General features: G+C 70.3%; 21 protein-coding genes and 2 pseudogenes. 7 read left to right on the top strand and 16 right to left on the bottom strand.

The window, feature by feature from the left end; translation table 11 throughout:
* Positions 1-84 (top strand): annotated as a pseudogene (locus ACFVHB_RS12460) (transposase); the annotation flags it as partial.
* Between the two features lie 1,423 nt (positions 85-1,507).
* Here ACFVHB_RS12460 and ACFVHB_RS12455 read toward each other — a convergent pair.
* The gene (locus tag ACFVHB_RS12455) at positions 1,508-1,849 is read right to left on the bottom strand and encodes a hypothetical protein (RefSeq protein WP_380319342.1); all 342 of its coding nucleotides are present in this window, start codon (positions 1,847-1,849) and stop codon (positions 1,508-1,510) included.
* 370 nt (positions 1,850-2,219) lie between these two features.
* Here ACFVHB_RS12455 and ACFVHB_RS12450 point away from each other — a divergent pair, with 370 nt between their 5' ends.
* The 4 genes from ACFVHB_RS12450 to ACFVHB_RS12435 all read left to right on the top strand — a co-directional run bounded on the left by ACFVHB_RS12450 (position 2,220) and on the right by ACFVHB_RS12435 (position 6,031).
* A complete protein-coding gene (locus tag ACFVHB_RS12450; protein WP_380319339.1) occupies positions 2,220-2,639 on the top strand; it encodes a hypothetical protein in 420 nt (139 codons plus the stop codon).
* 410 nt (positions 2,640-3,049) lie between these two features.
* Positions 3,050-3,577 carry an ImmA/IrrE family metallo-endopeptidase gene (locus tag ACFVHB_RS12445; RefSeq protein WP_380319337.1) on the top strand — a complete coding sequence of 176 codons (528 nt, stop codon included), beginning with the start codon at positions 3,050-3,052 and terminating at the stop codon, positions 3,575-3,577.
* 18 nt (positions 3,578-3,595) lie between these two features.
* Positions 3,596-4,840, top strand: a complete 1,245-nt coding sequence (locus tag ACFVHB_RS12440; RefSeq protein WP_380319334.1) for an MAB_1171c family putative transporter — start codon at positions 3,596-3,598, stop codon at positions 4,838-4,840.
* A 9-nt stretch (positions 4,841-4,849) separates the two neighbouring features.
* On the top strand, positions 4,850-6,031 hold the full coding sequence (locus tag ACFVHB_RS12435) for a cytochrome P450 (protein WP_380319331.1): 1,182 nt from the start codon (positions 4,850-4,852) through the stop codon (positions 6,029-6,031).
* A gap of 202 nt (positions 6,032-6,233) precedes the next feature.
* Here the strand turns inward: ACFVHB_RS12435 and ACFVHB_RS12430 are convergent, their stop codons facing one another.
* The 6 genes from ACFVHB_RS12430 to ACFVHB_RS12405 form a co-directional block, all read right to left on the bottom strand.
* Positions 6,234-7,178 carry a hypothetical protein gene (locus tag ACFVHB_RS12430; RefSeq protein ID WP_380319328.1) on the bottom strand — a complete coding sequence of 315 codons (945 nt, stop codon included), beginning with the start codon at positions 7,176-7,178 and terminating at the stop codon, positions 6,234-6,236.
* A gap of 222 nt (positions 7,179-7,400) precedes the next feature.
* Positions 7,401-9,365 (bottom strand): ATP-binding cassette domain-containing protein, encoded by a 1,965-nt coding sequence (locus tag ACFVHB_RS12425; RefSeq protein ID WP_380319325.1) that lies wholly within the window; start codon positions 9,363-9,365, stop codon positions 7,401-7,403.
* 318 nt (positions 9,366-9,683) lie between these two features.
* Positions 9,684-10,646 carry a hypothetical protein gene (locus ACFVHB_RS12420; RefSeq protein ID WP_380319322.1) on the bottom strand — a complete coding sequence of 321 codons (963 nt, stop codon included), beginning with the start codon at positions 10,644-10,646 and terminating at the stop codon, positions 9,684-9,686.
* A 101-nt stretch (positions 10,647-10,747) separates the two neighbouring features.
* Entirely contained in the window at positions 10,748-11,410 is a 663-nt protein-coding gene (locus ACFVHB_RS12415) for a hypothetical protein (RefSeq protein ID WP_380319319.1), read from the bottom strand.
* A 737-nt stretch (positions 11,411-12,147) separates the two neighbouring features.
* The gene (locus ACFVHB_RS12410) at positions 12,148-12,573 is read right to left on the bottom strand and encodes a hypothetical protein (protein ID WP_380319317.1); all 426 of its coding nucleotides are present in this window, start codon (positions 12,571-12,573) and stop codon (positions 12,148-12,150) included.
* Positions 12,570-13,073, bottom strand: coding sequence for a hypothetical protein (locus tag ACFVHB_RS12405; RefSeq protein WP_380319314.1), 504 nt, complete (start codon positions 13,071-13,073; stop codon positions 12,570-12,572). The genes ACFVHB_RS12410 and ACFVHB_RS12405 overlap by 4 nt, the downstream gene beginning before the upstream one ends.
* Positions 13,074-13,341: 268 nt before the next feature.
* Between ACFVHB_RS12405 and ACFVHB_RS12400 the strand changes: the two genes are divergently transcribed.
* A complete protein-coding gene (locus ACFVHB_RS12400) occupies positions 13,342-14,028 on the top strand; it encodes a nucleotidyltransferase family protein (protein ID WP_380319311.1) in 687 nt (228 codons plus the stop codon).
* Between the two features lie 203 nt (positions 14,029-14,231).
* Positions 14,232-15,235: pseudogene (locus ACFVHB_RS12395) on the top strand (IS5 family transposase).
* 19 nt (positions 15,236-15,254) lie between these two features.
* On the opposite strand, the gene folE reads toward ACFVHB_RS12395, so the two are convergent.
* The 9 genes from folE to ACFVHB_RS12350 form a co-directional block, all read right to left on the bottom strand.
* Complete coding sequence (gene folE / locus ACFVHB_RS12390; protein WP_380319308.1) at positions 15,255-15,845, bottom strand: GTP cyclohydrolase I; 591 nt, start codon at positions 15,843-15,845, stop codon at positions 15,255-15,257.
* 72 nt (positions 15,846-15,917) lie between these two features.
* On the bottom strand, positions 15,918-16,535 hold the full coding sequence (locus ACFVHB_RS12385) for a PIG-L deacetylase family protein (protein ID WP_380319305.1): 618 nt from the start codon (positions 16,533-16,535) through the stop codon (positions 15,918-15,920).
* The gene (locus tag ACFVHB_RS12380) at positions 16,532-17,395 is read right to left on the bottom strand and encodes a 5'-3' exonuclease H3TH domain-containing protein (protein WP_380319302.1); all 864 of its coding nucleotides are present in this window, start codon (positions 17,393-17,395) and stop codon (positions 16,532-16,534) included. The genes ACFVHB_RS12385 and ACFVHB_RS12380 overlap by 4 nt, the downstream gene beginning before the upstream one ends.
* A complete protein-coding gene (locus tag ACFVHB_RS12375) occupies positions 17,395-18,552 on the bottom strand; it encodes a glycosyltransferase family 4 protein (RefSeq protein ID WP_380319299.1) in 1,158 nt (385 codons plus the stop codon). The genes ACFVHB_RS12380 and ACFVHB_RS12375 overlap by 1 nt, the downstream gene beginning before the upstream one ends.
* Positions 18,549-19,100, bottom strand: a complete 552-nt coding sequence (locus ACFVHB_RS12370; RefSeq protein WP_380319296.1) for a phosphoribosyltransferase — start codon at positions 19,098-19,100, stop codon at positions 18,549-18,551. The genes ACFVHB_RS12375 and ACFVHB_RS12370 overlap by 4 nt, the downstream gene beginning before the upstream one ends.
* Positions 19,097-20,044 carry a radical SAM protein gene (locus ACFVHB_RS12365; protein ID WP_380319293.1) on the bottom strand — a complete coding sequence of 316 codons (948 nt, stop codon included), beginning with the start codon at positions 20,042-20,044 and terminating at the stop codon, positions 19,097-19,099. The genes ACFVHB_RS12370 and ACFVHB_RS12365 overlap by 4 nt, the downstream gene beginning before the upstream one ends.
* On the bottom strand, positions 20,041-21,078 hold the full coding sequence (locus tag ACFVHB_RS12360; protein ID WP_380319290.1) for a glycosyltransferase family 2 protein: 1,038 nt from the start codon (positions 21,076-21,078) through the stop codon (positions 20,041-20,043). Before ACFVHB_RS12360 ends, ACFVHB_RS12365 begins: the two co-directional genes overlap by 4 nt.
* Entirely contained in the window at positions 21,075-21,518 is a 444-nt protein-coding gene (locus ACFVHB_RS12355; RefSeq protein WP_380319287.1) for a hypothetical protein, read from the bottom strand. The genes ACFVHB_RS12360 and ACFVHB_RS12355 overlap by 4 nt, the downstream gene beginning before the upstream one ends.
* Entirely contained in the window at positions 21,515-22,075 is a 561-nt protein-coding gene (locus ACFVHB_RS12350) for a formylglycine-generating enzyme family protein (RefSeq protein WP_380319284.1), read from the bottom strand. The genes ACFVHB_RS12355 and ACFVHB_RS12350 overlap by 4 nt, the downstream gene beginning before the upstream one ends.
* Between the last annotated feature and the right edge of the window lie 4 nt (positions 22,076-22,079).

Genomic DNA, 22,079 nt, shown 5'->3' with positions numbered 1-22,079 from the left:
ATCCGCCGCTACATCATCTGGCGAAACAAGCACGCCGCCGACGAGCACCTACGCGAAGTCGTCACCAGGGCAAACGTTGCCTGATGCGGCACTAGCGGCTGGCGGCAGGTCTCCCGTGCTCTCGCCCAGGCGTTCCGGACGAGGTTCTGGACCGCGGAGCTGCGCGGCGCCAGCCAGGTGCCGGCCCACTCGGTGTGGCGCTCCCGGGTGGCCTGCGGGGAGTCGCGCCACCAGGCGACGATCGCCTCGCGCTTGGCCTCGGTGTCGTACAGCAGCTCGGCCCCAGCCAGACGGGCGGTGAGGAAGCCGACCGGCCGGTGGATCCGGTTGGCCGGTGTCCGCTGGGCGAGCACGGCGATGACCTGGTGGGCGGTCCACCCGGCGTCCGCCAGGTGGCGCACGCCCCAGGCGACCCGCGGCATCGGGCTGCCGCTGAGCCAGGTGACCTGCTGGACGAGTTCGCGGCCGAGCTGGTAGCGGCGGCCGACCGCGTTCAGGCGCCGGTTGCCCTTCCGTCCTCGTCGAGCCTGCTGGTCCTTCCCGTTCCCGAAGTCGTTCTCAAAGGGATTGTTGGTAGGTGCTGCAGGAGAAGACGTAACAGCACCGACCCCCATTGGGGTGCAACGGGAGGAGGTCGACGAGGAGCGGTTGCCGACCTTCCTGGTGCCGCGCCGCTTGGCTCGGCGGACCGTTCGGCTGGCCTTCTTGCCCAGCTGCGCGAGGGCGCGGCGGCCCTCGTCGGAGGCGACACCGACGACCGTGCGGATGAAGGTGTCGGACTCGGCGGTCCGCAGGCCGACGGCCTCGTCGAACTTCGCGGGGATGGTGCGGACGAACTCGCTGGCCCTGGCGCCCACCTGGCGCACGCGGCTGCCCTTGGTGGTGTAACTGAGCAGGCCTGACTCTCGGAGGATGGACAGGTGGTACTGCACCGTGCGCTCGGAGACCTTGAGCATCCGGACGAGGTAGCCGACGCCGGGTCGGCAAGGGGTGAGCTGGGCGAGCAGTTGGGCAATGCGGATCGTGGTGCGGCCGAACCGCGGGCCGTGGGCACGGGCCGGGGTGTGGGCCTGGGTGTCGGACGCCCAGTGGACGGCCTGCAGCCAGGTGTAGGTGTCCGGCGCGATGCGGCCGGTGGTGGTCGATATCCACTGGGCGGGGTCGGGAACGAGCAGGCCGGAGCCGCCCGTCGCCGTCTCCGCGTTCTGCGCGTGGGCGGCGCAGGCGAGCAGAGGGGAGCTGGGCATGGAAGTCCTGGTTTCGCTGGGCACGGCGGCCGGCGCTCCGAGCTGTCGAAGGTCGGAGCGCGTCGCGGGCGCATGCGGACGGCGATGGGTGGCGGCGTCACGCGCAGGGCGCGTTCACCGGCAAAGGGGGCGGCTACCTCACCGGGGCATGGCAGGGCGAGGCTCGCCGCGCGGATCGAGGCATGGGAGATCGCCCGACGGCACGGGGCCGGTGGACCCTGGGGAGTCGGAAGTGATCGGGCCTGCGGGAAGTGCCGGGGTCAGGCCGCCATGAAGGCGGGCTCGCCGGCGGCCACGGCGGTCAGCCGGCCGGTGGCGAGGTCCAGCTCGTGGGCGTGCTGCGGGTCAAGGCCGGGGAAGCACTGGATGATCCAGCGGGCTGCGGCCTGCCGGTAGGCGAGGGGCTGGGGAACGCACCAGCCCTCGGCGTCGAACGCGCTGGCCGTACGAGGGAATCCGCCCGACCCCCCGTCCAGGCGCACGACGGCAGCGTCCGGGGCGAGGAGGCTGGCGAGGATCTCGACGAAGGCGGCCGGGGCGGTGGCGCCCTCGGTGTTGTCCGGTCGGGGTGACGACCCGGCTGTACCCGTGAGGGTAGGCATGGGAGACTCCTGGGCAGGTGGAGCAGATCGGTCGCGTGGTGGAACAGGCTGGCCGGGCTGCTTCGGACGTGATCCACGCCCTCGGCGGGTGGCATCCAGGAGCTGCAATCTCCCGGACGCCCGCCGAGGACGGCCCGTGGACTCGGTTCGCGACAGCAATCTGCTGCCCTTCCCCTTCAGCCTCCCGCCCGCACGGGGCAACATGCATGACCCCTGACCAGGCGATCGACAGTTAACTGTCCACCAGGTGCGATCAACGTACACCAAAATCCCCCCGATGGGGACAGTTAATCGTCGATCGGGATGTGCAATCCGGCACCGCCGGGCACTAAAGTGTCCACGTGGGACGATCTGACACGGAGGAGCGCCGATGACCGAGGCTGCGAGAGACGGCGCGGCGCGGATCGCCGCCGTCTTCAACTACCTGCTGGAGCACCGCCACCCGGCCGACCGGAAGCCGTACTCGATCCCGGAGATCGCGGCCGGCACGGGGTACAGCGAGAGCACCCTCAAGGGGATGAAGTCCGGCGCGAACGACAACCCCAAGGTCCAGACGCTGCTCGATGTCGCGAGGTTCTTCGACGTACCGCCGGACATCTGGGTGAGCTCGAAACCGCTCGACGAGATCCTGGCCGACCGCGACCTCCACAACGCGATGCGAGACGCCGGCATCGAGTCAATCGCGCTGCGCAGCAAGGATCTCAACCCGGCCAACCGCAAGCTCGTCGCCGATATGATCACCGTGGCGCGCAAGTCCCAGGGGCTGGACGCGGAGTCTGAGTCGAGCTGACCTCCTACCGCCGTCGGGGCACTTTATTTTTGAACCATATCTATGCGCATAGACTCAGGACCGAGTCTGTGCGCATTTTGCTGCCCGACTGCCAACCCGTGCCAGATCCCAAAATTCGGTCGACCGGGCGCAGATTCCGCAACTGAGACGCAGATCACGAAATCTCCTGCCGGGGGAATGGCGGCTCACTTTCGGTGATGAACTAACACTCAGTCACTTTGCGACTCCCCTAAATCAGCAGCCTTCCCGAAGGTTGCATGACGCACATCGCCTACGTTCCGTAGCGATCTGAAAACAAATTCCCGGCGGTTGCACCCTCACAGCGGGCGACATGAAGATCATTAGAGCGAACGATCTTCGCGGTTGCGCATACGATTCTTCTCGTCACAACGGCGATCCAGTCCGGAACCATGATCACGGACTGCTTCCTTGATCATTTCAGGAGGGGGATTGTGTATGCAGCCTGCCAGGACCGACTCAGTGAGCTGCTGTCACTTCTGCCTCACCGCTTCAGCGAAGAAGAGCTGATCCAGGCGGTCTCCACGTTGATCGGCCGACCAATCTACGTCGAGCCGAGAGATATGAAGGGCAACTTCTGCGGCCTCCGGGAACGCTATTCGGACCGTGAGGTCATCTCCTTTGAGAGAAATACATCACCACTCCACCGAAGCCAAATCATCGCCCATGAACTCGGCCACATCCTCTGCGGCCACGAAGGGTCGGTTCGGCTTGCCGATATTCCGCCCGATGAGGAATTGGCAGAAATGATCGACTGGTCAGTTCTCGGCATCTCCGCCCGCACGTCCTACGAGACGGCAGAGGAGGAAGAGGCCGAGCTGACCGCCACCCTCATCATCCAGCGCATGTACCGCGGGACCGTCCTCCCTGCTGCGAGTCCCAGCGGCGCCAACGAGCGTTGGGACGCTCTCTTTGCTTGACTTCAAGGAATTACACCCATGATCAGCGTCATCTTCGGCGGCATGCCTGTGCTGCTGCTCGCAGCCTCGCTCTACTGGGCGTTCAGACGCCGTCCGGGCCAGCGCCCCGCCGGCACCCTGTGCCTGTCCGCGTTCCTCGGCTGCTTCGCCGTCGCCTTCAGTGCTTACCAGCCGACGATCCGGGCGGTGGAGGATGCGGTAGCACTGGACTTCTCCCGCTTGGTGAGCAACTCTGCGACCCTGTCCGCGGCGGCCAGCGTCTCCGCAGTCCTCCTCTACCTCAACCACGATGCAGCCGATGCTCGTCGCCGGGTTCACCAGCGGCTCCGGCTCCTCGCCCTGGCGGTCGTCACCATGGCCATCGCCTTCGCGCTCACCCCTCACACCCTGGTGTGGAGCTCCGTCGAGATTCGAGGTGGGCTCAACTCCGTGCCCACTTCCCTGCACGTCTATTCCGCGGCGTACATCGCCTACCTCGCATACGCCGTCTACGACTGCCTCACCCAGACGTGGACTCGCTCCAAGGCCGCGACCCGAACCAGCCAGCGTCTCGGCCTGCGCATGACGGCGCTGGGCTGCCTCTTCGCTCTCGTCTACGCCGCCTACAAGACCGTCAACACCGTTGCGGCCCTGTTCGGCTGGAACGCGCTTCCGGGCGGCCCCCGCTGCACGAGCCTGTTCACTCCGGTGTCCTGCGCCTTCAGCGTCACCGCGCCCGCTGTCAGCGTCCTGCTCATCACTGTCGGTCTTACCCTTCCGGCGGTCATGTGGCCAGTGGCGCAGCTCCTCCGGCGCCGCTGGGAACGGAGGACGGCCGACGATCTGCTGCCGCTGTGGCGCGATCTGACCGAGGTCTCCCCCAGCGTGGTTCTGAAGACGATCGGTGGTTCCGCTGAATCCGACCTTGTCCTGCACCGCAGGGTCGTCGAGATCTGCGATGGCATCCTCGACCTGGACGCCTACCGGTCCCGCGCGATCGAGCGGCTGGCCGCTGAGGCCGTCGCACGCCGCGGGCAGAGCGGCACCGAGACCGGTACCGCGATCGTCGAGGCGGCTGTCGTCGCTGCAGCGATCGAGGCAGCCCGCGCCGGCGCTCGGCCCCATGACGACCCGGCGCCGCAGGCGACCGGCGAGTCCGCCCGCGCGGGAGACCTCCGAGCCGAGGCGCTGTGGCTACGCTCGGTCTCTCAGCAGTACGCGACCAACGACATCGTCCGCACCGCCGTGGCTGCCCAGCGGCAGACGGCACTTGAAGCGGCATAGGGATCGACAATGGCCTCCTCCCCCTTCGCCGACCCGGCGTTCTACGCCGACCGCTATCCCACATATGCGAGCCTGCGCGCGGCTTCGCCCGTCCTGCAGGTGTCATTGGACGGTGCCACCACCGCGACCGTCGTCACCGGGTATGACGAGGCTCGGCAGGCATTCACCGCCCCGCTGTCGAAGGACACCGGTGCGTACTTCGCCGACAGGCCATCCGGCCGGTCCCTGCATCCAGCCGTGGCACGCACGATGCTCGCAACCGATCCGCCCGAGCACACCCGGCTCCGGCGGCTGGTGACCAAGGCATTCACACCGTCCCGGGTCGACGACCTGCGCCCCTACATCCGCTCGCTCGCCGAGCAGCTCGTCGGGATGTGGGAGCCTGGCACGGAGGTCGACCTCATCGAGGACCTGGCCGGCCCCCTGCCGGTCACCGTCATCTGCCAGCTCCTGGGCGTACCCCCGGTCGATCGGTCGTCGATCCGCTCCTGGTCGACTGACCTGTTCGCAACTGGCGACCACGAGCGGATCGACGCGGCCTCCCACGCGCTGGCCGGCTACATGGCGGAGCTGATCGCCACCAAGCGCTCCAGTCCGGACCGTTCGCTGCTCTCGGACCTGATCGCGGTCCGCGACAGCGACGCCGGCCGCCTCAGTGAACACGAGCTGCTCTCCCTCTCCGTGCTGCTGCTGGTCGCCGGTCACGAGACCACCACCGCAGGCATCGGCAACGCCGTGCTGGCGTTGCTCCAGCACCCCACGGAACTAGAGCACCTGCGCACCAGTCCGCACTGCATCCCGAGCGCCGTCGACGAGCTGCTCCGCTACGACTCCCCCGTCAGCATCGCCACGTGGCGGTGGGCACCCGACGAGGTGGATCTCAGCGGCGCCACAGTGCCCGCCGGTAGCCCGGTCTTCGTCTGCCCAGGCGCGGCCAACCGCGACCCCGCACGGTTTCCCGACCCCGACCGGCTCGACCTAGGCCGCGCGAACGCCGCCAGCCATCTCGCATTCGGCCACGGGATCCACCGCTGCCTCGGCGCCCCGCTGGCCCACGCGGAGATCGAGATCGTGCTGGGCGTCCTCCTGGAGCATTTCCCGGGCATGCAGCTGGCAGCCTCGGCCGACCAGCTCGTCTGGCGGCACTCCCGGCTGGTTCGCGGCCTCGTCTCCCTACCGGTGCGGCTGTAGGCGCTCGCGGTGCTGGGACGGGTCTTCCGTCCCAGCACCGCGAGTCCCAAGTCGGCACCGAGTCAAGCAACTTGAAGCACCGGTCTCGTGCCGTGCCGCACCGATGCCTCACGCGAGCCACACAGGCCGCCACGGCGGGCCGCATACGCGCCCAGACAGCGGGGAGTTGGTCGGGCTACTCGCCCTGCCCCGCCTGCGGGGCCTACGCCGCCGTAGCCTGCCCGGACAAGGCGGCACGGACCTTGGCCATACCCCTGGCCGTCACTCGCTCCCGACCGTCGTCTCTGGCCGTGTCGCGACCAGCCCCGGCACACGCCGCACATGCACCCGGCTCCGGCAGCGGGTCACGGCATTCGGCGCACTCAGCCATGCGGCGCTGCCGCGTCCGCGCGGCAGAGCGCTCGGCGGGCGGCATCTTGCGCTCCAGGCGGTTCTGGAGGACCTTCGCCGGCGAGTACACCACGTCCGGCAACCCGGCCAGCATCGCCTCCCGAAGGCCCTCCTCCGAGCCACCCCGCTCCAGCCACGACCGCACCAGCGGCGCCAACCCCGCAGCCTCGGCCTCGCCAAGAGGCAGCCGCCGCTCCGACCTGACCACACGGAGCAGAACCGCGGCCGCTGCCCGGGTCTGCTCATCCAGCTCTCCGCCGCTGATTCTCGTCGAAGAGTCGGGCTCGCCTTCCCGCCCTCCCTGCTCGAGGTCCTGCTCGGCCACGGTCACCGGGACGACCTCCGACGGAAGGGAGGGTTCTTTGACCAGGTTCTTTCCAAGAAGGGCGTCACGTTCTCCAGACTCCGATCCACCGGACGCCGGAATGGTGGCACCCGGCAGCACCTGCAGCTGCGGCGTGTCGAAGACATGCGCCTCGGAGCGGAGTCGGCCGTTGGGCAGCTGTACCACCTCGACCCGGTAGTACCCGAAGGCGCGCAGCTCACCGAGGGCGCTCTCCAACGCCTTCCGGCCCTGCGGACTGGAGTCCGCCATCTGCCGACAGGTCTCCCGCCACTCATCCGGCCGCGAGAGCAAGTCAACCAGCAACCCCCTGGCGGTGTACGACATCGCGCGGTTCTGCGCCAGGGTGTTCGGGATGATCACGAAGTTCGACGGATGCGGACTGCGATGGATACGCAGGGAGGTCCTCCTCATTGCCCGAGCTGGGCCAGTCCCAGCCCGGGGACGACGGACCATAGCCACGAAGGCTCCGCGAGTGAAGCCAACACCCGAGCGACCTTGATCACACCCAAGGTCATGTTCCTCCTCGGCTTGATTCGCGTTGACGGACATCGCTGATCAGGGGTTTCGACCCCGGAAGGATCACGTCCATCATGAAGAGCATGCGGAAAGAGAAGCCGCGTCCTCGGCGCTCGTTCACGCCCGTTCAGAGGTTCGCTGGGCCGGGACAGTCCGGTCCTGCTGGAGGTCGAGCAGTTCCTGGAAGAGGCCGTCGGGCTGCTCGGCGAGCTGGTCCCAGGTGCCCACCTGGACGATCAGGCCCTGGTCTACGACGATGATCCGGTCGGCGAGCTTCGCGTTTCCGAGGTTGTGGGTGACCAGCAGGGTGATCCGGCCCTCGGCGAGGTCGCGCAGCGCATGCAGGATCTTGTGCTCGGCGCGGGGGTCGAGATCGGAGGTCGGCTCGTCGAGGATCAGCAGGCCGGGCTGGCGGTAGGTGCGGTAGAAGGCGCGAGCGACCGCCGCGCGCTGCCAGCCGCCGCCGGACAGCTCAGCCCCGCCCTGCCAGCCCTGCGCCAGCAGGGTCCGCCAGCCCGAGCGCAGCCGGGCCACGGACTCATCGAAGCCGGTCAGCGCCGCCGCGTCTCGAACCGCCTGGTCGGGCTCGCCGTCGTGATGGCCGAGATGAACGTTCTCGGCCGCCTGGAGAGGCCAGCGGGCGAACTCCTGCGGCACACGGGCGACCTGGGCCCACATCGCGTCAGCCTCCAGGTCGCCGATCGGCACACCATCCCAGGTGATCTGGCCACCGCCCGGCTGCGGCAGGTAGAGGCCTGACAGGAGCTTCAGCAGGGTCGACTTGCCGGAGCCGTTCTGCCCGATCACCGCAACGACCTCACCCTGGTGGAGGGTCAGGTCTACGCCGCGCAGCGCCGGGGCCTGCTGCTCGCCGGGGTAGGAGTAGGTCAGGCCCGTGACCTCGATCCGCTTCGGCGGCTCGGGAACAACATCGCCCCGGGCGATGCGATGCCCGCCGGCCTCGTCCAGGAACGAGAAGAAGTCGTCGAGGTACAGGCCCATGCGGTACAGGCGGGCGCCGTTACCGACCATGCCCTGCACGCCGCCCACTGCGGTTCGCAGCGAGAACGTCGCAGAGCCGGCGGCAGCGAGTCCGATCCGGCCGGTGGAGACCAGGTACAGGAGTGCTCCCCACATCAACGCCGACCCGGCGCCGGTGGCCAGCGCGGCCAGCAGCGACACCCTCGCCGCCTCGCGCCCGGCCTGGTCGGTGACGGCGACGATCCGGGCCTCGGCCTTGCGGTACTTGTCCATCATGAACGGCAGGACCTGGTCGGAGCGGACTTGATCGGCGCGGCCCTTGTCGATCAGGTACCAGCGATAGATCCTCAATGCCTGCCGTTCGTCGCCGGTGGTGATGGCGGCGAGGTAGTGGATGCGGGCGGTGCGGACCGCGGCGATACCGGTGGGGACCGCTCCGAGCAGCAGGAAAGGCACCAGCCACAGGTTCAACGTGGCGAGCACTCCGGCTGCCGCGACGAGGGAGACGGTCGAAGCAATCACGTCCTGGGCGGACGTCAGCAGGTCCGGGGTGGTGGCAGCGCCCCGGTCGGCAGCCTCCCACCGTTCCCCGTAGGACGGTTCGTCGTAGGCGGCGAGTTCGGCCGAGCATCCGGCCTCGATCAGCGATAGGTCGGCTTCACGGTTGATCCGAGGCGCGACCCGGCCGGCCAGGGTCATCACGGTGATGCCCAGGACGGCGCGCAACCCGGCGGACGCGGTAAGGACCGCCAGCGAGGGGGCGGCGGCGCGAAGGTGGGCAGAGACCGGGCCGGGGCGGAGCAGAGCAGTCAGGGTGCCGGTGGTCGCGTAGAGGGCAAGCGCGCCGAAGACCCCGCTCGCGGCCTGGGCGAGCAGGAGCAACAGGGTGGAGCGGCGGTCGGCCTGCCAGGCGAGGGCGAGGGCGCGGCGGATCAGCTGGGGCAGGCGGCGCATCATCGCGCCGGTGGAGATGGACTGTCCGACGTCCCGACGCTTGTCGCCGGGGAAGCGGTATCGCAACTCCTCGTCGTGCTGCTCCTCGAGTTCGGTGCCGGGCCGCGTGTCGGCTGCCCTGGGCGGGGTCTGGCTGGTCTCGGTCACGTTGCTCCCTGGTTCGGCGGCTGGGCGGCAGGTGCGTGCGGGCAGGCCGGACCACCGGGGTTGCAGGGCGCGGTGGCGCCGGGTCTGCGGGCCCGGTGGCGGGCGTGTGCAGGTGGCAGCGGTGCCGGTCGGCAGGCTGCGGGAAGAGGGGCTGGCTGGTTGAGATCCTGATCCTGGCAGTACGCCGTCGGTGTGTTCGGCGTGTCTGAGGCGGGCTCACCCGATCCGGGTAAATACGCGTCCGCGTCGGCGGGTTGGTAGATGTCGATCAAGCAACTCCTGTGGGACGGCGGTCCGGCCGGCGATGCGCGCCGGTGGTCAGTGGCGGACGGTGGCCACGGTGCGGTTCATGACGGCCCACAGCCCCTCGCGGGACCAGCGGGTGATCTGCGGGAGGTGGTCGGAGATCACCGCTACCTCCGGCGTGTTGGGGGTCTCGGCGCTGAGGAGCGCCGGCAGCAGTTCCTCGGAGACATAGCTCCGATCGATCGGACCGACTCCGCCGGGCGGCAGGTCCGCCGCGGGGACCTCCTGCCGGTCCTTGTTCGGCCCGTGCTCGGTGGTGGCTCGGTCCGCGCCCGTCTGTCCCAGCACGGTCGCCGCGTAGTGGCCGACGTCCGTCATGTGGGCGTAGGTGAGGAGCCGGTCGGCCACGTCGTCGGGCCGCATGGTGCCGTCGGCGTTGAGGATCGAGCGGTTCAGCGCGTAGGCGCGGTCCGGCACGTTGTCCAGGGCGAGCGGGGCCCGACCCGCCGGCCAGGAGTTCCAGTCGCCCTGGATCAGGCCCAGCCGCAGGTCCTTGACCATGTTCGCCAGCAGCCAGCGGATCTGGTGCTCCCGTTGGTGGGGGTCGCCGAAGTCGCCGTGGACGCTGGCCACCGACACCTTGCGCCTGCTGCTGGCGCCGGTGGCGGGGTCGATCAGGTAGAGCCGCGCGGTGGCGGGGAGGTGCCGGATGCCTTCCGGGTAGGGCGTCCACTCCGGGTCGGGACGGAGCACCTCGGGGTCGAAGAACAGGGCGTTCCTCGATCCGGGACGGACGTTGGGCGGCGCAGGCACGTACGTCAGGCCCAGCTGGCCAGCGACCAACTCGGGCTGGCCTTCCTGAAGTTCCTGGAGGGTCAGCAGGCTCGGGCTGATACCGGTCTCCTGGGTGCGGCGCTCAAGCCACGCCAGGAACGCGTCCAGGTACCAGCCGTGCTGGATGTTCCCGCCGACGTGTTCGATGACGGTGGGGGGGTCAAGTGGCTCGGCTGCGGTGGCCGCAGGTGATGTGGTCATGCGGGATACCTCGTGGTGTCGGGTGCGGGTGGACATCGCGCCGGGGATGCGCCGTACCGGCTGCGGGGGTGCCCGTGCCGGGGGCCGGGAAGCTGACGCGATCACTGCCTCTGCTGCGGGTCGGGCGTGCCGGCGGAGGCGGCGTTGGTGATCACCTCGCTGGCCATAGCGAGCGCGGCGGTGATGCGGTCGTCGAGCTCGGCCGGCACCGGGGCGGCCCCCAGCCCGGCGCGTTCGGTGATCGCGGCCAGCTCCCGCTGCTGCGGCTCCGGCAGGTGGGCGGCGAGGTCGTGGCGGAGGAGGCTGCGGGCGCTGTAGCCCTCGGCGGCCTCCAGCGCCCAGCCGACGGCGTGCTGGTGGAGGTGGCTGGCGATTTCGGGTTTGCCTGCGGCGGCGCACAGCTCCGCGACGGCGAGCGTCACCTCCGTGTCGAACACCGGAATGTTGGTGGGCAGAGCGTCGTGGGCGTCGAGCATCGCGACGAGTTGGTCGCCACTCGCATTTCCGCCGATCAGCGCGCAGGCAGCGGCGAGGAGTTCAGCGACTACGCGCTCCCACGGTGCTTCCAGCGAGGTCCGGTCGAGCAGCATCCCGGCCAGCTCGGCACGGCCTTCCAGGGCCATGGCGACGACGGCGATCTGCCGGGCTTCGGACAGACCCGGTACTGGGTCGGGGTCGGCCTTGGTGTGCAGGTGGGCTTCCGCCCAGCGCCCTTCGCGGGCCAGGGCGCGGGCACCGTGGAAGAGGTGCGCGCCACCACTCATACACGTCGCCTCGGGCGAGCACGCTGCTGGTCAGGTCGGCGAGCGGGAGGCGCATCGCGGGAAGGTCCGCGTCGTGGTCCTCGCCGATTGCACGCGCAACCTCTTCGAACAGGTTCAGAGCGGCCTGTCCCCGGCCTTCGCGGATAAGGAGGTCGGCGGCGGTGACCTGGAGCTCCAGGGCCTGGCGGGCGTGCTCGGCGGTCAGCGGCCGGTGGGCGAGGTAGAGATGAGTGTGCAGGTTGCACAGCCCGTACGCAGAGCTGAGACTGCCCCGGTCGAAGGCGAGCACGGCAGCGCGGCGGTATACAGCAGTGGCGATGTCGGGGCCACGGGTCTCGGTGGCCTCCCGGGCGAGCTCGGTCAGGTCGTCGACGCGCTGCGTCAGCGGGGCTGCGCCGAGGGCAGGGCGGGGTACGAGCGGAAGGCGCCCGACACCGGCAGCGAGCGGTCCGGTCGGCAGGGTGCGGGGCAACGGGGGTCCTTCGGGTGTGGGAGCAGGAATCTGGCGTGGTGCGGATGTCGGCCCGGACGGGCCCACGGAATTCAACCGACGTCCCTTCCTCCGGCCCCGAGGCCGGCCTGAGCAAGGTGAAACGGCACTACGCGCGGCGGCGGGGTCAGCTGATGCTGGCGGAACCGCCAGGGGCGTTGGGTAGGTAACACCGGAGCGCGGCCCGGCCAGGACTGGTCGGGCCGGGCGCGGAGGAAGGAGCCGGGGTAGAAGTTCACCGCTGCGGTCACCCCCCGTCCCGGTGCGGCGCCCGGCTCCGCCAGGAGCCGATCACCGGGCGCCGGTGGCGGGCACGGCTACGCGGCGCGCTCGGCCCGGTCTCCGAGGCCATTACTCCGCTTTCCGCCTGGGCGGGGGGCTGCGTCCGGTCGGCTCCCACGTCGGTCTGGTACAGGTACCCCCACACGAACTCGCTGAGCCTGCGGATGCAGGACTCGCAGGCGGCCATGGGCGCGGTCGCGCCGGCGACGGTGACAGGGCCGATCCACATCACGCGCGTCCATTCGGCGCAGTACAGCCAGCACAGGCCGTCCTCCCACCTGTTGCCGTCGTCCGTAGCGGGCAGCTCGGGGCGGTCGCCGCGGGCCAGGGCCTCGATTCCCCGCAAGATCAGGGACGGGCTGTCGCGCGGGCTTTCGGGGAGTGCGATCACGTGGTCACCCGCCCGGCGGGCATCGCCGGGTCGGCGGCGGCCCGGCGGTCCGCCGCCCGTCCGGCCCGCCCGGTGGCCAGGGAGGCAGCGCCGACCAGGCGCAGCGCCGGGAGCTGGCCGCGACCGTAGGTGTCGAGGGTGACCGTGAGGAGCGTCCAGCCTCGCCGGACGCCGGCACGGGCCATCAGCCCGTCGTGGCGGACTTCGTAGCCGTCCGTGAACTGGCCGGGTGTGGCCAGCCACGTCGCCGTGACGCGACCGCCGCCGGGCAGTGCCCGCCGCACCGGCTCCTCGGGGCCCGGGTCGGGAGCACCGACCTCTGCGCGCAGGCCGTCCTCGTAGGTGGCGATCGTGCCGGTGTAGCACCGCGGGGTGCCGCCGATGGCCGCGGTGATCGTCGCGGGGCCGGGATGGTCGGCGAGGAGCAGGACCGCTCTCCGGGTGCGAGTCACGGTGTCGGCCGCCTGGTCGCCGAGCACCGGCACGGTGAGGGCGTTCATGTGTGTTCGGTCCTTCAATCAGTGTTCAGGGGTGGAAGAGGTCATGCGGGCCGGGGCGCGGCCGAGGCACCCGGGCACGGCGCGGCGCGGGCTCGCGGTGGAGGCGCGCGGGAGTGGGCAGTCGCCACCGGATTTCACCGCCCTTGCGGGTGAGCCCACGGCTCCGCATGCGGATCGACGCAGGCCGAGACGACGGATTGTCAATTCCTGTGCCGGAAGGTGTGGTTCGTCGTGCAATCCACCGGGTCGTTGTGGCAGGGTCAGCCGGGTGCTGCTCCTGGACTACGCGGACGTCTGCGATCACCGAGACTTCGACCACCTGACCGCTGGCTCGCTGCAGGCCCTGGCCGCCACGGGCGCGTCCGAGGAACACGCAGCGGCGTTCGCAGCGACGGCGCTGCGCAACCCTTCCACGCGGGCTGTGCTGGAACGCCTTGCCGGCCTCGACCTGCCACCGTGGTACCTGACGGCCGGATCGCTGTTTCAGACGGTGTGGAACGCTGCTGTCGGCCGGGCGGACCTGAGTGCGGGGATTCGGGACCATGACCTGTTCTTCTTCGACGAGGACATCTCGTGGGAGGCGGAGGACACGGTGATCAAGAAGTGCCTGGCGGCGGTCACGGATCTCGGCGTCGAGTTGGAACCGCGCAACCAGGCCCGGGTGCACCTGTGGTACCCGGAGAAGTGGGGCAAGGAGATCGCCCCGTACCGTGACCTGGCCGACGCGATCAGCTCCTTCGCGGCGACCAGCTGCTGCGTGGGCCTGTCCCTGGACAGCCGCGGGAAGCTGGCCGTGCACTCCACCCATGGCTTCGTGGACCTGTTCAACCTCGTGCTGCGACCGAACCCGCTGACCGTCGCTCCGCAGGCGGTGTACGAGGCGAAGGCCGAGCGGTGGTTGCAGGAGTGGCCGCAGTTGACCAAGCTGCCGTGGATGGAGCCCACAGGACGGTAGGCCCTCGTGGGTCATGTCGCTCTCGGGGCCGGCACGAACCGGCCAGCGAGTCGGCTCGGCCGGGCCTGACACGACGCGGGTCTGCTGGGGGCCAGGGTGTTCAAGCCAGCGACAGGGACAGGGCATCTAGGGCGCGTATCGGATTGTGATCAATCTTCGGGATTCGCCCCCACGGAGAGGCCTGATCCGATAGATCGTGTCGTGTGACGCGAGTGCAACTGACAGACGCTGAGTGGGAGTTCATCGGGCCGTACCTGCCGATCGGCGAGTACGGCCCGTACCCAGAGCGCCTTCGGCAGCAGTTCGAGGGCGTGATCTGGCGGTTCAAGACCGGTGGGCAGTGGCGGGAGATGCCGCAGGAGTTCGGCGCCTGGTCGACCGTCTCCAACCGCTTCCGGCAATGGCGGGACGCCGGCGTCTTCGAGGCTCTGCTGGAGGGCCTGATCGCGGAAGCCGCGAAGCGGGGCGAGGTGGATCTGTCGCTGGTCAGCATCGACTCCACCACCGCGCGGGCCCACCACGACGCCGCCGGGATGCACCTGAGCGGGGACGTGCTCACCGCCCTGGAGAAGGCGGCCGCCGAGGAGGAGAAGGCCAGGTCAAAGGGGGCGGCCTCGAAGCACAAAGCGGGCAGGACTCCGAAGCCGATCCCGAGCGCGACGAGCGGCGGCGCATCCGCCGTCGGCGAAGGCTCCGGCTGAAGGCTGCCCTTCTCGGACGCTCCAGGGGCGGGCAGACCAGCAAGGTCCACCTCGCCGCCGACCGCAAGTGCCGCCCGCTGGCGCTGGTCCTGACCGCTGGACAGGCCGCCGACAGCCCGCAGTTCATCCCCGTGCTCAAGAAGATACGGGTCCGCGGGCCCGTGGGCCGTCCCCGCACCCGGCCCGACGCGGTCGCCGGCGACAAAGCGTATTCGTCCCGCGGAAACCGCGCCTACTTGCGAAAACGCCGCATCAAGGCCGTCATCCCGGAAAAGAAGGACCAGGCCGCCAACCGAAAGAAGAAGGGCAGTGCGGGTGGCCGGCCCGTCGGCCACGACGCCGACCTCTACAAGGAGCGGAACACCGTCGAGCGCCTGATCAACAAGCTGAAGGCCTGGCGAGGCATCGCCACCCGGTACGACAAGACCCCGGACAGCTACCTCGCCGGCCTCCACCTCCGCGCCTCCATGATCTGGATCAAGGACCTGACGCGGCCCACCTTTTGATCACAACCAGATACGCGCCCTAGTGGGCCGGGGCCAGCGCCAGTCGCTCGATGCGGGCGGCGAGTTCGGGGTCGCTGGCGGTTCGGCCGAGGCGACAGCTGGTGAGGGTGCGCACCGCCGGGGCCTTGACGCCCCGCATGCTCATGCACAGGTGCTCGCCCTCGGCGAAGACGGCGATGTCGTCGGTGCCGGCGGCCTTCGCCAGATCGTGGGCCACGTCGGTGGTTATGCGCTCTTGGACTTGCAGGGTGTGCGCGTGGAGTTCGAGTTGGCGGACGAGCTTGGACAGGCCGAGGATCTGGGGGCCGGGGATGTAGGCGATGGAGACGGTGAGGCGGAAGGGCAGCAGGTGGTGTTCGCACAGGCTCCAGACGTCGATACCGCGGAGCATCACGAAGCCGTCGTTGGTGCTGTCGTGGGTGAAGGCGGTGCCGAGGCTGCCCGGGTCGCGGTTCAGGAACTCGGCCCACCAGGCGGCGGCGCGGCGCGGGGTGTCGGCGAGCCCTTCTCGGTCGGGGTTCTCGCCGAGGGCGATCAGGAGCTCGCGGTACAGGTACTCGACGCGGTCGGTGTCGACGGGGCTGCGGTCGAGGGCGGTTATGGACGTCACAGTGTCCCCCTTCTGGGCATGGCAGTGGGAGCCGCCGGCCAGGCGCTGGGGCGCGGCGGCGAGAGGGTGCGGTCAGAGGTGGGTGGCGGCGGGCAGTCGGCCCAGGATCGGCACGGCGGTGAACGCCTCGGCGTAGGCGGTGCCGATCCGTGCGCCCCAGAGCTTGCCGAGGTTTTCGGCCATGGGGCCGAAGTGGCTGGTGATCGGCTGGGAGGCGTGGGCGTACAGGGCCTGCATCTTGGCGGGGAAGGTGGCGGTCGCGTCGATGATGGTGTCGGCGCGCACCGGACCGTCCAGGGTGAGCGAGTTGTAGGTGTCGCAGGTGAAGACCTTGCGGGGGAAGCCGGTGACGATCACCGGCTCCGGTAGCGCCGCGAGGACCGCTGCGGCGACGGACCGGTGCTCGGGGTGGACGTCGTTCACCGGATGGGTGATGACGATCTCCGGCCGGATCTGCATGAGCAGGTCGTAGACCGCTGTGGCGTCGAGTGCGGGCAGCTGGCGGAGTTCGGTGCCGAGGATCGCGGCCCCGACAACCGCCTCGGCGTCGCGCTCCGCGTCTCGGTGCGGCACGGCAACGGTGACGGTGGCGTGGGCCGCGTGGTGGGCCAGGGTTGCGCCGCACCACAGTTCGGCGTCGTCGGGGTGCGCGAAAAGGCCCAAAATCGAGCCCGGGACGGGGGCACTCACCACAACTCCAGCTTCTCGACCACGTCGGCGGGCCGGGGAAGTTGGGGGCTGGGACGGCCGGTCAGGATGATCGGCACGTCGAGGTCCCGCGTCATCGTGATCATTGCGTGCCAGCGCATCACGTCCGCCCAGGCTGCGGTGATCGCGTCGCCCTTGGCGCCTGTGAGCCGTCCGGACGCGGGAAGGTCATGCAGCGGCAAGTTCTCGCGGAGGAGTTGGCCGGCGACCTTGGGGCCGATGCCGCGCACGCCGGTGATGTTGTCGGCCTTGTCGCCGGTCAGGGCTCTGAACGCCGGCCACTGCGCAGGGGTGACGCCGTAGCGTTCGACGACTTCCTGCGTGGTGATCAGCCTCCGGGTGGCCTTGCGGCTGCGGTTGATGATCCGGATTTCCTCGGTGAGGAGCTGGTAGTAGTCGGCGTCGCGGGACATGATGCGCACCGGCCGTGCGGGGGCGGCCCGGGTGGCGAGAGTGGCAATGACGTCGTCCGCTTCCTGGTCGTGGAGTTCGACCCAGCGGATGCCGTGGAGGTCGAGGCCCCTCTTCACGTCGGCGAGGAACTGGAGGGGCTTCAGGGCCTCGGGGGTGCTCTCCCGGTTGGCCTTGTAGTCCTGGTCCTCGGCAGCCCGGTCGGCGCTGCCGTGCTCGCCGTCGAAGACGACGACGACCTCTGGTGGGTCCACGTCGAGGTCGTCGCGGATCGTGGCGCGCAGCAGGGCGAAGAACGCGAACAGGCCGGTCAGTTCACGGGTCTTGTCGCGGGAGCGGATTTCGGCGGGGAAGCCGAACGTTCCGGCCCACAGCACGTTGAAGCCGTCGACGAGGAGCAGCGGCGCCGGGGCGGTGGCGGTTGCGGGCATCACGAGATCGCCTCCAGGAGAAGGTTGGCGATCCGGTGAGGGTCGAAGTCCATCGCCCGCCGGTACACGGCCTGTGTAGTCGCGGCGTACAGTATGTCATCTACCAGGAGGGTTCGTGCCGTCTCGTGGAGAGCGTCGGGACCGGCGTCGCGGGGCACGAGCAGGTGTTCGCCGTAGCGGGTCGGATCGATGAGGGCGGGCAGGTTGCCGACCCGGTAGGCGATGACGGGCGTGCCGACGCTCATGGCCTCCAACGCGACCAGGCCGAACGTCTCGCGGTGGCTGGGCACGATCACCGCGGCGGCGTCCGCCAGCCATGGCAGGACCTCCTTCCATGGGAGCGCGCCGCGCAGCCGTACGTGCGCGTGCCGAGCGGCCAGCGCCTGGCACCGCTCCAGCAGCGCGGCCTGCGAGCCTGTGGTGTCCTCGAAGCCCGCTTCGGCGAGCGCGACTTCGAACGGGCGGTCCCATCCGGCGGCGGCTTCGAGGAGTTCGGCGACGCCCTTCTCTGCGCCGAGCCGGGCCAGCACCCGGATGGGGCCGCCGCAGCGAAGTTCCGCTCGGCGATCGGGCCCTGGCGGCGCGATCGGGGGCTGGGCGAGCAGGGCGTTGGGCACCACGGTGACGTTCTCCGACCTCCAAGTGGCGAGTTCGTCACGGACGACAGCGGAGGGGACGATGACGTGGTGCGCGCGGGCCATCGCCGGGCCGGCGTCCAGGGTGGCGGGGCGGACGTGGGCGGCGAGGACGCGGCGCACGTGCCGCGGGAGGTGGCCGCGCAGGCGGCCGAGGCCCCACAGGGCGTCGGTGAACAGGACGGTGTCGATGCAGTGGCGGGTGATCAGCTCGCCGATCTGTCGCGCCAGCGAGCCGTCCTGCCAGGTGACGGCGTGTCGCAGGACCGCGTCGTTGCAGGGGAAAGTCACTCCGGTCAGGTCCAGGCGCTCGATAGCCACGCCCGGCAACGGGGCGGGCCCTGCGGGCTGGGTCGCGGCGGTGGCGATGACGGGCCGGTGCCCGGCCTGCGTGAGGCCCACGGCGAGGGCGGCGGTGGCCCTTTCGATCCCGGCGGGTGCATCGGGCGCCCAGGAGAGCAGGACCAGCAGCACTCCGTGGGAGGAGGCGGCCCTGTCCGCGGCTGTCGGGTTCGGGGTCACGGCGTGCGTACCTCCCTCGGTGCCGGGAGGCGGCGGGTTTCGCCGGTGTGCGGGGTCTCCCAGGGGAAGACCACCCAGTCGTCGACGTCCCAGATCCACCGGTCGGGGCCCTCGGCGCAGCCGATGTTGCGGCACAGCGCGAGCGTCCGAACCGCGGAGCCGACCGCGAGCCGGGGTGCGAGGGCCGTGGCGACGGCATTGAAGGTGGCGCCGGACCCTGCGATGTCGTCGACGAGCAGGACGGTGCGATCGAGAGCGGCGGGCAGGTCGGCGGGCAAGGCCACGGTGACGTGGCCGGTGGCCTGCTGCCACGGCTCGTTGCTGGTGTTGTGCCGGGCGGTGGCGGTGTGCAGCGGGACGCCCAGGTACTCGGCGATCACGGCGGCCGGCTTGAGGCCGCCGTTGGCGATGCCGATGACCGCGCTGACGGGCGGCGCAGAGCCGACCTTGGACTCGGCCAGGAGCCGGGCAGCGTCGAAGCACTGGTAGATGGTCGGCGCGTACGGTGCGGTCCGGGTGAACGTCCGCTGGGGCGGGCTTGTGGTCATGCGGCGCTCTCGGTGGTGGGCAGGCACAGGTCCTGCGGGCCTGTGACGGCGATCTGGACGGTGATGGCGGTCGCGCCGCCGGTGTTGCGCCAGGCATTGCCGTCGGCGCGCAGCACGGTGAAGCCGTCAGCCTTCGCGCGGGTCCGCAGGCGCAGCCGCAGGCCGTCGGGGACGTGCAGGTTGGCGACGGTCTCGGTCGCCTCGTCGTCGGTGAGCATCTGCTGCTGGGCGATGCTCTTGCCGTCACCGATGGGCAGCATCTGCAGGAACGTGACGCCGCCGACGCCGAGTTGGGCGGCACGGTCGAGAAGTTCCTGCGCCTCGTGGCGGTTGTCGCGCATCAGGACCATCTGGAACTGGACTCGCAGGCCCTCGTCGATCGCGGCGCGGGTGCCGGAGATCGCGCGGCTGTAGCTGCCGTCGCCGCGCCAGTGGTCGTGGGTGGCTTCGGTGGCCCCGTCCAGGGAAATGCGGATGCCGTCGAGGACGGGCGCGAGCTCGGCGGCGCGGCGGGCGAGGTGCCAGCCGTTGGTGGTGCAGCTGACCACCGTCCGGCCGCCGGCCCGGATGGCGCGGGCGACGTCGGGCAGATCGCGCAGCAGCAGCGGCTCGCCGCCCGACAGGTCCACGCCGAGGATGCCGGACTCGGCGATGTACCGGGCCATGGCCTGGCGTTCCTCCGCGGTGGACTCACGGACGGTCTTGTCGTCGAGGCACTGCGGGCAGGCGAGGTTGCAGCGCACGATCAGCGAGTAGCACATGCTCAGCGGCGCCGGCGGGTTGAGCTGGCTGAGCTTGGGCTCGGGCCAGGCGGCGACGTGCAGCTCGTCCAGGTCAACGCGGCCGGCGGGCAGCGGAGTCGGGCTGAGGTGATTGCTGCCCACGACGGGGTCGTGGACGACGGTGTAGCCGTCGATGGGAGCGGCGGCGAAGGTGCGGATCATCGGGTGATCACCTCTGCATCGTGGAGGAGCGTCTCGGTGGCGGTGGTGAAGGTGCGGCCTCGCCCGGTGGGGGCGGCCTGGGCGAGCACGTGCCGGTAGTGGGCGAGGGTGGCGGGCCAGGCGGTGAGCTTGGTCAGCCACTGGGCGTCGGCGTCCTGCGGGTCGAGGTGATAGCCGACGGCCTGGCGCAGTGGGACGACCAGGCAGCGTGCGGCGATCAGCGCGGCGCCGAGGTGGGTGTCCTCCATGCCCCAGCCGAGGCGGCCGAACTCGGGGTCGAAGCCGCCGACGTCCACGAATCGGTCGCGCGGGACGCCGAGGAGCGCGGTGACGGCCATCCTGGGCAGGTCCCAGTCGTAGTAGAAGCGGCCGTGGCCGAGGTTCTGGAAGTCGTCGGTGGCATCCAGTGGCCGGCCGTCCAGCTTCTCGGTGAGGGTGAGGCCGGAGTACGGCAGCACGGTGTTGGTCGGCGGGGTCCAGGTGACGCGGTGGTCGGCGGACAGCTGTGGCGGCCGGTCGGGGATCACCGGGCCGCACGGCGTGTTCTGGTGGGGAAGGTTGTGGCGGAAGCCGGTGAGAACGGTCTCGGGCCGTGCGCGGGCGGCGAAGTCCGCGAGGACGTGGCGGGGCAGCACCATGTCCGAGTCGAGGAACAGCAGGTTCTCCGCCTGGGCGAGGAGGGCTCCGGCGTTGCGTGCGCCTGCCGAGCCGGAGCGGCTGGCGAGGCGGACGGCAGTGGTGACCGCCGGGTGCCGCCTGGCGACGTCGAAGGTCGCGTCGGTGGATGCGTCGTCGACGACGATGACCTCCACTTCGCCGGCGGTGTCCTGTGCGTTGAGCGCGTCCAGCACTGCGGGCAGGGCGTAGGCGGTGTTGTGGGCGGGGATCACGACCGACAGGGCACGGCCTTCAGCGGCGGTCGCCGGTGTGGGCTGGTGCCAGCCGAGTCCGGTGCGCCCGTGGAAGGCGGCGGTAAGCCAACTGTGGTCATTGGTACGTGCCTTCAAGAGCTCTGCGAGCGTGGTAGCGGTCATGGCCAGCTCCATTCGTCGAGGACGGCGGCGGCCTCGGCCCAGCCGCGTGGGTCGTGGACCCAGCGCAGGGCGGGCCGCTCGGGGAGGGCGAGCAGGTCGGTGAGCGGGACAAGGTAGGCGGGTTCAAGCACCAGCAGGACGCGATCCGGGACGCCGAAGGTCTGGAACCCCTGCTCCAGTTGCTCACTCACCAGATGGCGAAGCGCCTCGGCGCGGGCGGGTGTCAGCTGCCGGTCGTAGGGCGCCAGCATCGCGTCCGCGCCGATCAGGCCGTGTTCGGCCGACAGGAATCGGATGCGCTCTCGGGCATGCCGGTGGCCGCCGAACCGGGTCAGCAGGTGCGGCGCGATCCCGCCGGTGTACCTCTCCAGCGCGGGCAGGGGCCTGCGGTCCGGCGCCTTTCGGCGGGAGCAGCCCGCGATCAGCAGGTCCCACTTCATGCTGCCCTCACCACCCGCACGCCGATGCCAGCGGAGGCCAGCTCGGCCGGCGCGGCGTTGAGGAACGTGCAGCGGGCATACAGCGACAGTGAGTTGAAAGAGCCGCCGCGGATCACGAAGCCGCCGCCGATGGTCGGTGTGGAGGTCCACTCCCAGCAGTTGCCGGCCATGCCGAGCAAGCCTTCGGGGGTCGCACCGTCAGGGTAGGCGGCCACCGTCGTGGTCCGGCCGGGGCCGCCACGGAGGTTGGCGAGGTGAGGCGTCGGTTCCTCGCTGCCCCAGGGGTAGGGCCTGCGGTCGGCTCCGGATGCGGCCCACTCCCACTCGGAGGAGCGGGGCAGCCGCCCGCCGAGTTCGGCGGCCAGGTGCGCCGCCTGCGCGTGGACGACGCCGGTCAGCGGAAGGTCACCGCCGCGGTGTCCGGCCTGGTGGAAGGTGACGGGGGCGGCCGTCCATTCGAGGTCCGGGATCGTCACCTGGCGCTGCCGGTCGCCGAACAGGCAGGTCCCCCCTGGGATGGGAACCCACGCCACCTCGCGGGAGAGTGCCGGGTTCATGGTG

The organism is Kitasatospora sp. NPDC127111 (genome assembly GCF_042677465.1).
In the GTDB taxonomy this organism is placed as follows: Bacteria; Actinomycetota; Actinomycetes; order Streptomycetales; family Streptomycetaceae; genus Kitasatospora.
The sequence above is the reverse complement of the archived record's forward strand: the minus strand, read 5'-3'. Positions and strand labels throughout refer to the sequence as shown.